This is a genomic window from Providencia xihuensis (assembly GCF_041953405.1).
Classification (GTDB): Bacteria; Pseudomonadota; Gammaproteobacteria; order Enterobacterales; family Enterobacteriaceae; genus Providencia; species Providencia vermicola.
This window is the reverse complement of the sequence record NZ_CP169565.1, coordinates 3,234,391-3,248,161: the sequence shown is the minus strand read 5'-3', so window position 1 is coordinate 3,248,161 and position 13,771 is coordinate 3,234,391. Positions and strand designations below refer to the sequence as shown.

Sequence of the window (13,771 nt, the reverse complement as noted above, 5' to 3'; positions counted from 1 at the left end):
CAACCCACTTTCCCTTTTTCTGATTTATCTGTGGATTGTTTCTATATTGGGAAAGGATAGCGTAGAATAAAGTGATATTGTTGATGAATTCTTTTCCTATGGGCAAGGCCTAAAAGGTGATTATGAAATTTTTAATTTTTATTGTCGTCGTGGTGCTGATCGTTATTTATTTTTATAACCGTATCGTGGCATTACGCGAAGCCGTAGTTTCCAGCGAAACTGAAATTTCAGTTCAATTAGACAGACGCGGAAAAGTGTTTGATAGCTTACTTGCGACGGTGAAAAAATACTTAAGCCATGAAACGGAAGTGTTCAGTAAAATTACAGAGCTACGCACTCAGGCACAAAATTCAACGGGCGATAAAGCACGCGAAGCGGAAGATGCGCTATCCAAAATGGTGAGTAGTGGGGCGATTAATGTCGCAGTTGAAGCCTACCCAGAGCTGAAATCTGATGCAATCATGGCTAACTTGCAAGAGGAAATCGTTTCTTCAGAAAATAAGCTGTCTTTTGCAAAACGCGGTTATAACCGTTCATTAGAAACCTATAATGCGTATATTGCATCCATGCCAGCTGCGCTTATTGTTGGTATTATTCCGAGCTTAAAAATATCAAAAGAATACTGGCGTCTTGACGAAGAGACGATTAAGTCTGAAGAATCACGTCGCATTAATTTTGACTAATTATCGGTTTATCGTCATTTGGACAAATTATCGGGACAGCTTAGGACGTTCCGATAATTATCTGTGATAGAAAGCAGGGTATTTTATGGATTTTCGTAACGTCATACGTAAAAATAATATTCGGACTCGTTTTGTGGTGATGAGCTATATTTTTATTATGCTTATCATTGGGTTATTAGCGGATATTGCCACGCATCCAAATGAGCAATTAGATTTGTTTGATAATGCAATGGAATTTGTGACGTTAAAAGAAATGCCAATTGCGACATTTATCGTTTTAGGTTTGACATTCCTTGGGTTGGTTTATATTCATTTTCGTGGTCATAAAATGATGTTGGCAGGGATGAATGCGAAAGAAATCAACCCAGAAAATGCCACCAGTTCAGAAGAAAAACAGCTGTTTAATATTATTGAAGAGCTGAGTTTAAGTGCAAGTTTAGGCTATATTCCTCGTTTATATATTTTAGAAAGTGATGAGCCAAATGCATTTGCCGCAGGTTGGAATGGCCGTAATGCATTGGTTGGGGTGACGCGCGGTCTGCTTCAAACGCTGAACCGCCAAGAAGTACAAGCCGTTCTGGCACATGAAGTCGGCCATATTATACATGGTGACTCGAAGCTGACTTTGTATGTGGGGATTTTAGCGAACGTGATTTTAACGATAACCAACGTATTTAGTCAGATTTTTATTCGTACCGCAGGGCGAAGCCGTAATAATGCTGCCAATAAAGCCCAAATGATTTTATTGGTGTTGAATTTTGTGTTGCCGTGGATCACACAAATTCTGTATTTTTATTTGTCCCGCACCCGTGAGTATATGGCGGATGCGGCGGCGGTTGATCTTACCTCTGATAACCAAGCCATGATCAGCGCGCTGAAAAAAATATCAGGCAAGCATGCAACCCATGAATATGATCAGAGCAGCACAGGGCAAGCTTATCGAAAAGCGGCTTATATTTTTAATAAGGGGGATTCTGTTTTTTCCACTCACCCGTCTATTGAAAACCGCATTGCCGTTTTAGAAGGGAAAAAGCAGTTTTAGCCACATAAATTAAAGGGCTAATTGGAAATCCCCCCTTTTTCATTAAATATTGGCGTTTTTTTTAGCGAACTTTGCCGAAGGACGCTGGAACAACACGCCATTACCTCCTATAATTCCGCCAACGTAACATTTTGATGTTATGTATTTTCATTTCTAAAATATTTAACCAGGTTATCATTTTATGACTGACATAGCGCATCACTGTACCATTGTAGGTATATCGGGAGCCTCTGCATCTGGCAAAAGCTTAATTGCAAGCACTCTATATCGTGAATTACGAGAAAAGGTCGGTGATCATAATATCGGTGTTATTCCAGAGGACTGTTATTATAAAGATCAAGCAGATGTACCGATGGAAGAACGACTTAAAGTGAACTATGACCATCCTAATTCAATGGATCACAGTTTGCTGTATGAACACCTCAGATCACTAAAAAGTGGTCAAGCAGTAGAAATTCCGCAATACGACTATGTCGCTCACACTCGCAAAGAAAAAACCATTACATTCAAACCTAAAAAAGTCATTATCATTGAAGGCATTTTATTGTTAACCGATAAACGCTTACGTGGTGAGATGGATTTTTCGATTTTTGTTGATACACCACTCGATATTTGCTTGATGCGTCGTATTAAACGTGATGTAAATGAACGAGGCAGAACATTAGATTCCGTGATTGACCAATACAATAAAACGGTTCGCCCAATGTTTTTACAGTTTATTGAGCCATCGAAGCAGTATGCCGATATTATTGTGCCTCGTGGCGGGAAGAACCGTGTGGCAATTGATATCTTAAAAGCGAAGATCGGGGAATTTTGCCAAGAGTAATCAAGGTAAAAACTAACATTATGAAGGGGGAAACAGCCATGCGTCTTTGTGACCGCGATATTATTCAATGGATGGATGATGGCAAATTAGTCATTAGTCCGCGCCCACCTGTTGAACGGATCAATGGTGCGACCGCAGATGTCCGTTTAGGAAATCAGTTTCGTGTTTTTCGTGGACATACCGCGGCATTTATCGATTTAAGTGGCCCAAAAGATGAAGTGAATGCTGCACTGGATCGTGTGATGAGTGATGAGATCGTGCTGAGCGAAGACGAGCCATTTTTCTTACATCCAGGGGAATTAGCACTTGCAGTGACGCTTGAGTCTGTTACGCTCCCAGATAACCTTGTGGGTTGGCTTGATGGTCGCTCATCACTGGCTCGATTAGGCTTGATGGTGCATGTTACCGCGCATCGTATTGACCCTGGCTGGAAGGGGCAAATCGTACTAGAATTTTATAATTCAGGTAAGCTACCATTAGCATTACGCCCTGGCATGGTCATTGGGGCGCTAAGCTTTGAGCCATTATCAGGCAGTGCAGATCGCCCTTATAATAGCCGCCAAGATGCAAAATATAAAAACCAACAAGGGGCTGTTGGTAGCCGTATCAGTGAAGACTGATATTCGCTAAACTTCGCGGAAATTGTGTCATTAATGGATTTTAATGGTGTAATTTTCGCCCATTTTCAGGGAAAGTGATGGTGTGAGTTCACGTTGGTGATGGTCGCAGGTAAAGTTTAAGAGAGGGAAGCATGAAACGTTTTTTAACGACACTGATTATTTTACTTGTCGTCATTGTTGCGGGTCTGACAACATTAGTGATGTTGGTAAATCCGAATGATTTTCGTCATTATATTGTCGAGCAAGTAGAGAAAAAAAGTGGTTATCAGCTTGAATTTAATGGGGATATGCGCTGGCATGTTTGGCCAACGTTGAGCATTATCACCGGTCCCGTCTCTTTAACTGCACCAAATGCATCCAAGCCTGCCTTGAGCGCTGAAAATATGCGTTTAGATGTTGAACTGTGGCCTTTGATTTCCCACCGTTTATCTGTTGAACAAATTGTGATTGATGGTGCAGTGATCCGTAAAACACCAGAAAGTGAGCCTCAAGCACATAGTAGCGACCCGATTGCACCTGGTGGCTCAACTTCTCAGACTCCCACTATTGATAAGAATAACTGGTTGTTAGATATTGAAAAAGTTGATATTTCTAACAGTTTAGTGATTTGGCAAACACCAAAAGATGAATTTAACCTCCGCAATATTAATCTGTCACTGAAAAAAAATAATAATAAGCAGGTGGCGGTAAAATTCAGCGGTAACCTAAATAAAAACCAACAAGAATTTGTGTTCGATACTCGAGCAGATATTGATTTATCAGCGATAAATCAAAAAATCAGTGGTCAATTAACACAGTTTGATTATTCACTTAGTGGTGTAGATTTACCTGAAAATGGCATTTCTGGGCAAATTACTACCGATTTTTTGTATACCAAGGGGCAACAACCTAACGCGAATTTAACTAATCTATCGATTAAAGCCAATGAAAGCCTGCTAACAGGGAATGTTAGTGTAAAATTAGGTGATATCCCACAGCTGGCTGTTGAATTAACGTCTGAAAAATTAGATTTAGATAGTTTATTGGGGACGGTAGTGACCGCTTCGGCTTCTGAGCTGGAAACCAATAATAACCGTGTTGGGGTCAAGCCTGTTATTTCAGGGGCAAATACACAGCGATATGATTTATCAGGTTTAAAATCATTCACGGCTAACGTTGACTTATCGGTAGGGAATTTAATTTACCGTGGAATGACTGTAACTGATGTGGTGATTAGTGCCCAAAATCAAACCCCGCGTTTAACGGTTTCTAAATTACAAGGGAAAGCATTTGGTGGTGAATTTTCATTACCTGTTACTCTAAATTATAGCGCAACCCCCGTTACTGTTTCAGCAAAACCTGACTTTAAAAACATCGATTCAGCACCGTTATTAAAAGCCTTCAATATGCCACAAAAACTGAGTGGTATTATCTCCCTTAATGGTGCGTTATCAGGTGTCGGCTATGATGATTATGCAGTGAAGAACCAATGGCAAGGGCCTGTTAGCTTTGAACTGAGAAATGCGAAATTACATGGGTTGAATATTCCACAACTAATTCAGCAATCAGTTTCCCGTGTGACGAATAAAATTAATGCACCTGTGAATACAGGGAATTATACAGAAGTTGAATTGTTCACAGTTAAAGGCTATTTAAACAAAGGCAATATGAGCATTACATCAATGAATGCGCAGTCTTCTTTAGTGAATATTAATGGGCAAGGCCGTGTAAATATTCCAAATGAAACGATTGATGTGAATTTGGGCGTGAATATTTTTGGGGGATGGGCGGGGGATTCTCGTCTTGTTCAGCAATTGCAAGGAATGACTATTCCGCTGCGTATTTATGGTAATTGGCATAGCTTGCAATATCAGTTGGATGTGGAAAAACTGTTGCGTAATGAGCTACGTACGCAAGCGAAACAAGCCATTGGTAACTTCTTGAAAAAAGAAGAAAACAAAGGGCTGAATGAATTATTGAATGCTTTATAAATAAATGAAGCAACCTAAAAATAGGTTGCTTCATTCTAGGTGGCTATTTATTCGTTGAACTTAGATAGGGGTTTTACACCATTAATGAAGTTGTTCTGTCTTTCAAGGTTATCGTGATATTTTATGTTATTCATTTTTTCTTTATGAATTGCTTTATTTTCAGTTAAATCAACCTTTTTGTTCGCTTCGGATAATTGATTTTTTAATTTTTCGAGCTTTTCTGGTTTTGATTTGTGGTGATTATAGGAAGAGGATTTTAATAGGTCCTGGTACTTGTTAATATCTTTTTCTAATGTCTTTAGTGTTAATTTCATCGTTGCTGGACTGTTACTGAAAAGATTATTTGCACCAATAGCCCCGCTGCTAGCTTTTTTTATGTCTTGCATTATGTTTTCAATAGATTTAGTGATTTTTTTCGTTAATTGACTAATATCTTTTTTATGAACCGTTTTTTCGGAAGTCATCACAGGGCATTTTTGATTATTGTTACTAACGTTATTAGTGTTTCCACTTATACCTTTCAATGACTTATTTGTATTTCCACTAACATGTTGAATCGTTGTCTGTGATATGTTCGAATTATGAATTGGTTTTAGCATGATATTACCGTTATTAAAGTTAATTGTATTTTATTGGTTGAATTATTCAGGGTTTCAATGCTGATTTCTTTAATAAAACGCTACTGTTTTTATTGTTAACAGGTAAAGGGATAATATCTTCGGTTTTTAGACAAAAAAACACCGGCTCTATAGGCCGGTATTTTAGTAAAGAAATAAAACTAATTAGTCATCTTCATATTCATAACCATCCCCTTCACGGGCGGGGGGAGTGATTAAGACTTTATTGACGCGGTGACTATTCACTTCCAATGGTTGGAAAATGCAGCCATTAATGGTGACTTGTTCCCCCACTTCTGGAACACGTTGTAAATGCTCCATTAAAAGACCTGCAATGGTTTCGTATTCACGTTTGTCGTCTAACTCCATTGGTACAAACATGATCAGGTCTTCCAGTGGCATAAAGCCATTGGCAATCCATGTACCATCATCAAGCTTCTGAATATCATGACGTGAATCATTCTCTTCATCGCCAACAGGCAGGTTACCTGCGATGGTTTCCATCACGTCGGTCAATGTCACGATACCTTCAATTGAACCAAACTCATCGACAACAAAAGCAAAGTGGGTATGCGCTTTACGGAACTGTTCGAGGGCTTTGAGCAGTGATAGACCTTCTGGGAAAATCAGCGGTTGAGTGATTAACGCACGTAAATCCAATGGCTTACCATTTAGTTGTTGTTTCACTAAATCCATCACATGTACAACACCGACAGGCTCATCACTAATCGTCTCATCAATCACTACAAGGCGCGAGTGTGGGTTTTTCTCCATTAATTGCAACAAGTCGCTAGAAGACTTATTGATATCAAGATAGTCCACATCGTGGCGTGAGGTCATGATACTTTCAACGTTACGCTGCGCCATCCCTAACACTCGAGCAATCATTAAACGCTCTTGTGGGTCGAAGACTGATTTATTATCTGCGATAAGATCTGAGGTATGAGGGTCTAATTCACCGCGTTCTGAATTACCACTTAAAATACGTAACACGGCCTCTGCTGTACGTTCACGCAGTGGGCGCGTCCCCGTTAGGAACTTACGGCGGTTAAATTGCGCGAACTGGTTTAGCACTTCAATCATAATGGAGAAGCCGATAGCGGCGTACAGATAGCCTTTTGGAATGGCGTAGCCAAAACCTTCAGCCACAAGACTGAAACCAATCATCAACAAGAAGCTTAAACACAGTATGACAATGGTAGGGTGGTTGTTCACAAAGCTGGTCAGTGGTTTACTTGCCCAGATCATCAGCAGCATAGCAATCGTGACCGCCGCAATCATTACGCCGATATGGTCAACCATACCCACTGCAGTGATCACAGAGTCAAGAGAGAACACAGCATCAAGAACAATAATTTGTGCAACAACGGCCCAGAAATTCGATGTTTTTCTTTGGGTATTTGCGTGTTCGTCTTTACCTTCTAATCGCTCGTTTAGTTCCATTGTTGCTTTAAACAACAGGAATAGCCCCCCGATTAACATAATTAAGTCCCGAGCACTAAATGGGTGCTCGAACAGCGTGATTATCGGTTTCGTGAGGGTAATGAGCCATGACAGGCTGAATAGAAGCACAACACGCATAACTAAGGCTAATAAAAGCCCAGTTACACGGGCTCTATCGCGCAGCTTTGGCGGGAGCTTATCTGCCAGAATGGCGATGAAGACGAGGTTATCAATACCAAGAACGATTTCTAGAACGATTAGGGTAGCGAGGCCCGCCCAAATCGAAGGATCTGCGATCCATTCCATACAGTTTGTTTTACCTTCTGATATGACGGCTTATACCGACTGGAGAATAATGCGGTTTGTTGAAAGAAATATCAATAAAAATTCACTTTATCCTCGAAATCCTTCAAGTTGCAGCGGTGTTGACTACGCTACGCTCGCTGGGTCACATCGTTTATCTATGCGCCCCGTCTATCTTCGCTTGTCGCCTACCTGCAACTCGGATTATTTGGGGTATAGTTGGACAATTCTTGACAAAAATGGCGTTGTGTACGTCATCGATTGCATCAATAACTACCATGCTGCACGATCCTAGGTTAATATGTGATCCCGTTAACAGAATGTCAGCACATTGAGGCTGACTTGGTCCTAATCAGACAGGAGTTGTTCATGTCAAAGCAGCAGATTGGTGTTGTCGGAATGGCTGTCATGGGGCGTAACCTTGCGCTCAATATTGAAAGCCGCGGTTACTCAGTGTCTATCTTTAACCGTTCTAAAGATAAAACAGACGAAGTAATTGCCGAAAATCCAGGGAAAAACCTCGTTCCCAACTATACAATTGAAGAGTTTGTTGACTCTCTGGAAAAACCACGCCGCATCTTATTGATGGTTAAAGCGGGTGAAGCAACGGACAAAACAATTGCCTCGCTGACTCCTCATCTGGATAAGGGTGATATCCTTATCGACGGTGGTAACACGTTATTTACGGACACAATCCGTCGTAACCGTGAATTATCTGCACAAGGTTTTAACTTCATCGGAACGGGTGTTTCTGGTGGTGAAGAAGGTGCATTAAAAGGCCCTTCAATTATGCCTGGTGGTCAAAAAGAAGCTTACGAATTGGTTGCGCCAATCTTAAAAGAAATCGCAGCGAAAGCGGAAGGCGAGCCTTGCGTGGCTTACATGGGGCCAGACGGGGCAGGTCACTACGTTAAAATGGTACATAACGGTATCGAATACGGTGATATGCAATTAATCGCTGAAGCTTATTCATTGTTAAAAGGTTCATTAAACCTGAGCAATGAAGAGCTGGCAGGCACCTTTGCAGAGTGGAACAAAGGTGAATTGAGCAGCTACCTGATTGAAATTACAGCAGATATCTTCAAGAAAAAAGATGAAGAAGGTAAGTACCTTGTTGACGTGATTTTAGATGAAGCGGCAAACAAAGGCACTGGTAAATGGACGAGCCAAAGTGCGCTGGATTTAGGCATTCCGCTGACATTAATCACGGAGTCTGTTTTCGCTCGTTATATTTCTTTCTTAAAAGACCAACGTGTTGCAGCGTCTAAAGTCTTAACTGGCCCAGTCTTAAAACCGGTTGAAGGGGATAAGAGCGCGTTTGTTGAGAAAGTACGTCGCGCGCTGTACTTAGGTAAAATCGTCTCTTATGCGCAAGGTTTCCAACAGCTAAAAGCGGCATCAGACGAGTACAATTGGGACCTGAACTACGGTGAGATTGCAAAAATCTTCCGTGCAGGCTGTATCATTCGTGCACAATTCCTGCAAAAAATCACGGATGCCTACAACCAAGATGCGAAAATTGCCAACTTACTGTTAGCGCCATATTTCAAACAAATCGCGGACGAATACCAACAAGCTCTGCGTGACGTTGTGTGCTACGGTGTGCAAAATGGTATCCCAACACCAACCTTCTCTGCGGCGATTTCCTATTACGATAGCTACCGCTCAGCGGTATTGCCTGCAAACTTAATCCAAGCGCAGCGTGACTACTTTGGTGCTCACACCTATAAACGTACGGATAAAGACGGTGTTTTTCATACTGAGTGGATGGAATAATTCCAATATCATCCTTTACCGATGATACAAAAGGCGCTAACTTTGGCGCCTCAGACTGCTGACAAACCGATTAGGTTTGGCTGCAGGTTGGATAGATTTTGAAAATAGACGAGGAAAATCAAAGAATTGATTTTCGGCTGATAACACAAAGCAGGAAAAACCACGCTTTTATCCTGCTTTGTTAACAACCTAAGGCGCTAACTTTAGCGCCTTTTTTGCCTTTCACAAATCGTCAAATTGCCTAAAGAAATGATAAGGTTATTTATTTTTACGTTTCTTTTTTGATAGCTAGATGAATAGGTTCCGCTACATTATTCATCAATTGTTGAATGACATAACTTTTATTACGGTATCTGAGCATAGTTTTATGCGTAACTTTCTTATTTTATTACTTTTATTAGTATTGCTTGGCCCATTGGGTATTGATTTATACCTGCCGACTATCCCTGATATTGCGAAGGATTTAGGTAGCAGTGAATCCGTGATTCAATCGACCATTGCACTATTTATTTTAGTCCTAGGCTTAGGGCAATTGATTTCTGGGCCACTGGTCGACCGATACGGGCGAAAGCCCATCGCGATAGTTGGTATGGTGCTCTACATTATTGGGGCTGGTGTTGCCATTTCAGCCACGACGCCAACGGTATTTATTGCCTCGCGTTTACTGCAAGGGGTTGCAGTCTGTTGCACTTCTGTGGTGGCATTTAGCTGTGTTCGTGACCGCATGAATGGCACTGAAGCGGCTCGTGCATTTGGTTTTCTTAATGGCACATTGAATATTGTGCCTGCACTCGCGCCGTTATTAGGCGGTTTGCTGGCAGAAGCATGGGGTTGGCGTGCACCGTTTTGGTTCCTTGCATTATATGCCGTCATCATATTGGTATTAATTGCGGTATTTTTACCTGAGACACGACCGACAAATTTGCCTAAAGTGAAAATTATTCCTTTGGGAACCTATTGCCGTATTTTAGGTCATCGCCAATTTATCATTTTTGCTCTCGTCAATGCAGGTACGATGGGGATGGCATTAACCTATGTTTCCCTTGCACCAACGGTGTTGATGGGGGAGGCTCAGTTGAGCCCGTTAGCGTTTTCCATTGTGTTTGGGATTAACGGTTTTTGGATTATGTTTGCCAGTTATATTGCTAACCATTTTATTCATAAAATCGGGCGTCCTGCCTGCTTGTTGGTTGGTAGCTCAATGATGGCGATCGGTTGTTTAGGGTTGATATTAGGTTTTGTTGTGTTGCCAGAAGCTATTCAAAGTCATTGGGTTGTTTATATGTTGCCTGTGGCTTGTGCGTGTACAGGCCTTGCCTTTATGATGGGAACTGCAACCAGTTATGCTCTTGAGCCTTTTGGTAATGAAGCGGGGACGGCATCTGCGTTGGTAGGGTTTGTGCAAATGGCTGGCGGTGCAGCACTGGGTCTTTTAGCTATAGCATTACCGATCGCGCCAAAGTTATCGTTAGCGATTGTGATGCTAGTCGGCTGTATTTTTGGTTTAGTGGCAAGAAAGGCCAGTTTAAAATTAAATTTGAGTCCCCCCACGAGTGATTAATAAGATTTAAGACTCTATTGATTATATTTTCATAGAGTCTTAAATCGACTTAATGATTAAATGACATAGCCATTAACTGTGGTAGCAAGCTTATTTGGTTTAATATCAATATGCTGTGTATGAACAAGTTTGTTATGCACATAAATATTGGCTTTTATTGGATTAAGCGCTTTTTCAATATTTATATGAAATTTGTTCATGACGTCTTTTGATTTTCTAACGTCGCTTAATTGGTATTTGTGTATTTTACCATTTTGTAAAATGACTTCTATGTAGGGAGCATAAGCCCCAATTTGCGTATCAGGTTGATAAACCATCCCGTATGACCCATAAATAGGAATGCAGCTTTGTTTCTCAATTTTACCTTCAGGGTCATAAAAACCAGTTAAGCTCACGATGGGAACACCTTGTTTATATGGTTTTTTAGTTATTATATGGGAAGCTGATTTTACCCACTTATAGCCATCTGAAATATAGGTGTTTGTTTCATTATTGCTTATCAATTCTATATCATCATTGACATGTATTTTGCTTTGCCAAAGTGCCAATGAACTGATTTTTATAACAGCACCATTATTTTCTTGACTGGCAGCTGGAATATAAAGGTTAGGGCTATGATAGCCATTTCCGCTATTGATATGAATATATTTATGTTTGTTTATCAATTTATTAAATTTTTCGATAGTGAATGTTTCACCATTATGTACTTGGTAATTAAAGAAATAAAAGGCGGAAAGGTCTAAGGGAACATCCTCCATTTTTTGAGTAATAGGGTCCCATTTTTGATATCCTGTTTTGGATTTAGCAGAGAAAACATAACTATTTTCAAGCCGTTTTTGGATAGCTGCCAGTGAATTTGGTGTGTACATGGTGTATGCGTTATATCTATCATCATAAGGGCTTCCTCCTGACATCGCATCGGTGTTGAATTTGCCTTCTTTTGTCAGATTGGGAATGAAAAAGTTATAATCAGCATCCCATAACCATGAAGAGTTTTTTTTGTCTGCTGGGGCATGTGTTCCCCCCTCAGTTCCCCCATAATAGTCGCCTAACCCAAAATTATGTCCTAGCTCATGACTGAGTTCGTTACCTCTTGAATTATACAGTGTAACTTTCCCTGCACCTCCTGACCAGCCATGCACTTGCTCACCATTTTCATATACCCCTATAGAATTATGTACAGTGACTTGGAAAGATGGAATAAACGAAAATTCTGCGGCAGTGCTATTAATACCATAGTTGGCTAAATTAATACCGTCAGAGATAAGGTCTTTTCCTATTTGATGGCGCATAGTTCCACTGTGCCCACCACCATTTCCTGTCGCTTTTTCAGTGAAAACATCGCCATTAGGCATGACGACCTCAGTTAAGTGAACAGGCTCATACTGAGCAACAATCAGCTTTTCTGCAGGGATAGTTTGAAAATATTGGCGATGTAACTCTGGGTGAGATTGGAAATCAAACTCATTTCTTGGTGGTGTTAGCATACCGATATCAATTGTATTAATTAAAATTTTATTGGGAGCACCAATGGGAATATTGGATAAGGCCCCTTTAGTATCTGAGGTATTAAAAATAAACTGAATACCTGGTTTTATGTGCTCTTGTGAAATACTCGCGGACCATGTGTTCTTCGTATAACTTAAGTTTGCAACGGGCTCAGGTGAAGCTTGTTCCGTAATCGGGAGCCATTTTTTGTTCGGGTCATAGACAAAGGTAATACTTACCCCTTTGGTTAATTTGTACTGTTTATTACCATAGCGAATATAGCTATCAAGAGTTGCTTTCGAGTTAAACGTCATTTTTTTTTTATAAAAATGGTTGTTGGCTCTCAAAGTGAAAAATCTTGCCCAGTTTCCATCACTTGTTTCAATTTTTATTGAGTTATTTTCTTTAATTAACTTGCTTAAGTATCCATTTTCTTTTGCTATTTTAGATATTTCATCATTTTTATTGATGGTCAGGTCGTACCGCATAGGAACACTAAGAGCGGGTGTAAGCACAGAGTTTTTTTGTTTTATAAATAATTCTGACTTTTTAGGTTTTAAGGAATAATACTTGGAAATTAAAGCATCACTTTTAGTTACCCAATGGCCATTTTCATCACAAATTAGTTTAATACTACTACCCTTATTTAATGTTATAGAATTTTTGCTATAGTATATTTTTATGTCTCTATTCATTCTGTTTTTGACTTTAATGTGCATATTTGCCAATTTTTTATTACTGGCTAATATCAAGGGAGTTATATTTGATTCATTATTAAATTCTAACTGTATATAATTTTTATTATTAAATTTTTTTTCTAGCGGGTTAAACATATTCACAAATTGAGCTGTTTCATTTTTAATCTTTAAATTTAAATTCCATGGGCCAGAAAAGTCTTTAGGTCGTATATTGGTCTTTTGAATAGCATCATTGGCGAGTTGGGGAAGCTCGGAAGGTGGGTGCATTTCCTGAGTGACTAACAGATTTTTGTCCTTATCATAAATACTTAATGTCATTTTTGAATCATAGTCCAAGTACATTTGGGGTTTGAACATGAGTAATGTTTTTCGTCCCGAAACTAGCCTTGGTTGGGTATCACCTTCAATTCGGTTAATTGCGGGGAACAGTGAGCTTTGAGCTAAATAAACAGTGCCTTTTAAGTCTCCTGTTGTATCACTTAACTCTTGGTTAGTTGTGGCATCAAAATATTTATTTTTATTATAAATATTCATATCAGGAATATCTTCATAGATGGCCTGAGGTGATGAGGACTCATTAGATAATGTCTCATTCATTATGATAGAGGAATACCTGATCTCATTAAGTTGGTGATGTTGAGTTTTAAAATCATTAAAATATTCAATGGAATAATTTTCTATTATGTTAGGTAAGTTAGTGAGGTTTTTAATCAACGATAAGGGGGAATAATCCATTAACATAAT

10 protein-coding genes are annotated in these 13,771 nt (G+C 39.8%); 7 read left to right on the top strand and 3 right to left on the bottom strand.

From position 1 onward, the window contains the following. The first annotated feature begins 122 nt into the window (after window positions 1-122). The 5 genes from ACE2AL_RS14585 to asmA all read left to right on the top strand — a co-directional run bounded on the left by ACE2AL_RS14585 (window position 123) and on the right by asmA (window position 5,141). Entirely contained in the window at window positions 123-683 is a 561-nt protein-coding gene (locus tag ACE2AL_RS14585) for a LemA family protein (protein ID WP_206085393.1), read from the top strand. An 85-nt stretch (window positions 684-768) separates the two neighbouring features. Further along, window positions 769-1,725, top strand: a complete 957-nt coding sequence (gene htpX, locus ACE2AL_RS14580; RefSeq protein ID WP_272538799.1) for a zinc metalloprotease HtpX — start codon at window positions 769-771, stop codon at window positions 1,723-1,725. 181 nt (window positions 1,726-1,906) lie between these two features. Next, a complete protein-coding gene (gene udk, locus ACE2AL_RS14575; protein WP_206085395.1) occupies window positions 1,907-2,551 on the top strand; it encodes a uridine kinase in 645 nt (214 codons plus the stop codon). A gap of 38 nt (window positions 2,552-2,589) precedes the next feature. Next, window positions 2,590-3,171, top strand: coding sequence for a dCTP deaminase (dcd, locus tag ACE2AL_RS14570; protein WP_206085396.1), 582 nt, complete (start codon window positions 2,590-2,592; stop codon window positions 3,169-3,171). A gap of 131 nt (window positions 3,172-3,302) precedes the next feature. Then, window positions 3,303-5,141 carry an outer membrane assembly protein AsmA gene (gene asmA / locus ACE2AL_RS14565; protein WP_349415422.1) on the top strand — a complete coding sequence of 613 codons (1,839 nt, stop codon included), beginning with the start codon at window positions 3,303-3,305 and terminating at the stop codon, window positions 5,139-5,141. Between the two features lie 47 nt (window positions 5,142-5,188). On the opposite strand, the gene ACE2AL_RS14560 is transcribed toward asmA, so the two are convergent. After that, entirely contained in the window at window positions 5,189-5,740 is a 552-nt protein-coding gene (locus ACE2AL_RS14560) for a hypothetical protein (protein ID WP_375083636.1), read from the bottom strand. Between the two features lie 183 nt (window positions 5,741-5,923). Further along, window positions 5,924-7,507, bottom strand: a complete 1,584-nt coding sequence (locus ACE2AL_RS14555) for a TerC family protein (protein ID WP_206085399.1) — start codon at window positions 7,505-7,507, stop codon at window positions 5,924-5,926. Between the two features lie 366 nt (window positions 7,508-7,873). Here ACE2AL_RS14555 and gndA point away from each other — a divergent pair, with 366 nt between their 5' ends. Both gndA and ACE2AL_RS14545 read left to right on the top strand, forming a co-directional pair. Beyond that, window positions 7,874-9,280 carry an NADP-dependent phosphogluconate dehydrogenase gene (gene gndA, locus ACE2AL_RS14550; protein ID WP_206085400.1) on the top strand — a complete coding sequence of 469 codons (1,407 nt, stop codon included), beginning with the start codon at window positions 7,874-7,876 and terminating at the stop codon, window positions 9,278-9,280. Between the two features lie 367 nt (window positions 9,281-9,647). After that, window positions 9,648-10,841 carry a multidrug effflux MFS transporter gene (locus ACE2AL_RS14545; RefSeq protein ID WP_272538796.1) on the top strand — a complete coding sequence of 398 codons (1,194 nt, stop codon included), beginning with the start codon at window positions 9,648-9,650 and terminating at the stop codon, window positions 10,839-10,841. A gap of 56 nt (window positions 10,842-10,897) precedes the next feature. On the opposite strand, the gene ACE2AL_RS14540 is transcribed toward ACE2AL_RS14545, so the two are convergent. Next, the gene (locus ACE2AL_RS14540; protein ID WP_375083635.1) at window positions 10,898-13,768 is read right to left on the bottom strand and encodes a M66 family metalloprotease; all 2,871 of its coding nucleotides are present in this window, start codon (window positions 13,766-13,768) and stop codon (window positions 10,898-10,900) included. Window positions 13,769-13,771: the final 3 nt, after the last annotated feature.

Bases quoted from the DNA above. Each gene is read 5' to 3' on its own strand.
- ACE2AL_RS14585 (WP_206085393.1), top strand. From the start codon at position 123: ATGAAATTTTTAATTTTTATTGTCGTCGTGGTGCTGATCGTTATTTAT.
- htpX (WP_272538799.1), top strand. From the start codon at position 769: ATGGATTTTCGTAACGTCATACGTAAAAATAATATTCGGACTCGTTTT.
- udk (WP_206085395.1), top strand. From the start codon at position 1,907: ATGACTGACATAGCGCATCACTGTACCATTGTAGGTATATCGGGAGCC.
- dcd (WP_206085396.1), top strand. From the start codon at position 2,590: ATGCGTCTTTGTGACCGCGATATTATTCAATGGATGGATGATGGCAAA.
- asmA (WP_349415422.1), top strand. From the start codon at position 3,303: ATGAAACGTTTTTTAACGACACTGATTATTTTACTTGTCGTCATTGTT.
- ACE2AL_RS14560 (WP_375083636.1), bottom strand. From the start codon at position 5,740: ATGCTAAAACCAATTCATAATTCGAACATATCACAGACAACGATTCAA.
- ACE2AL_RS14555 (WP_206085399.1), bottom strand. From the start codon at position 7,507: ATGGAATGGATCGCAGATCCTTCGATTTGGGCGGGCCTCGCTACCCTA.
- gndA (WP_206085400.1), top strand. From the start codon at position 7,874: ATGTCAAAGCAGCAGATTGGTGTTGTCGGAATGGCTGTCATGGGGCGT.
- ACE2AL_RS14545 (WP_272538796.1), top strand. From the start codon at position 9,648: ATGCGTAACTTTCTTATTTTATTACTTTTATTAGTATTGCTTGGCCCA.
- ACE2AL_RS14540 (WP_375083635.1), bottom strand. From the start codon at position 13,768: ATGTTAATGGATTATTCCCCCTTATCGTTGATTAAAAACCTCACTAAC.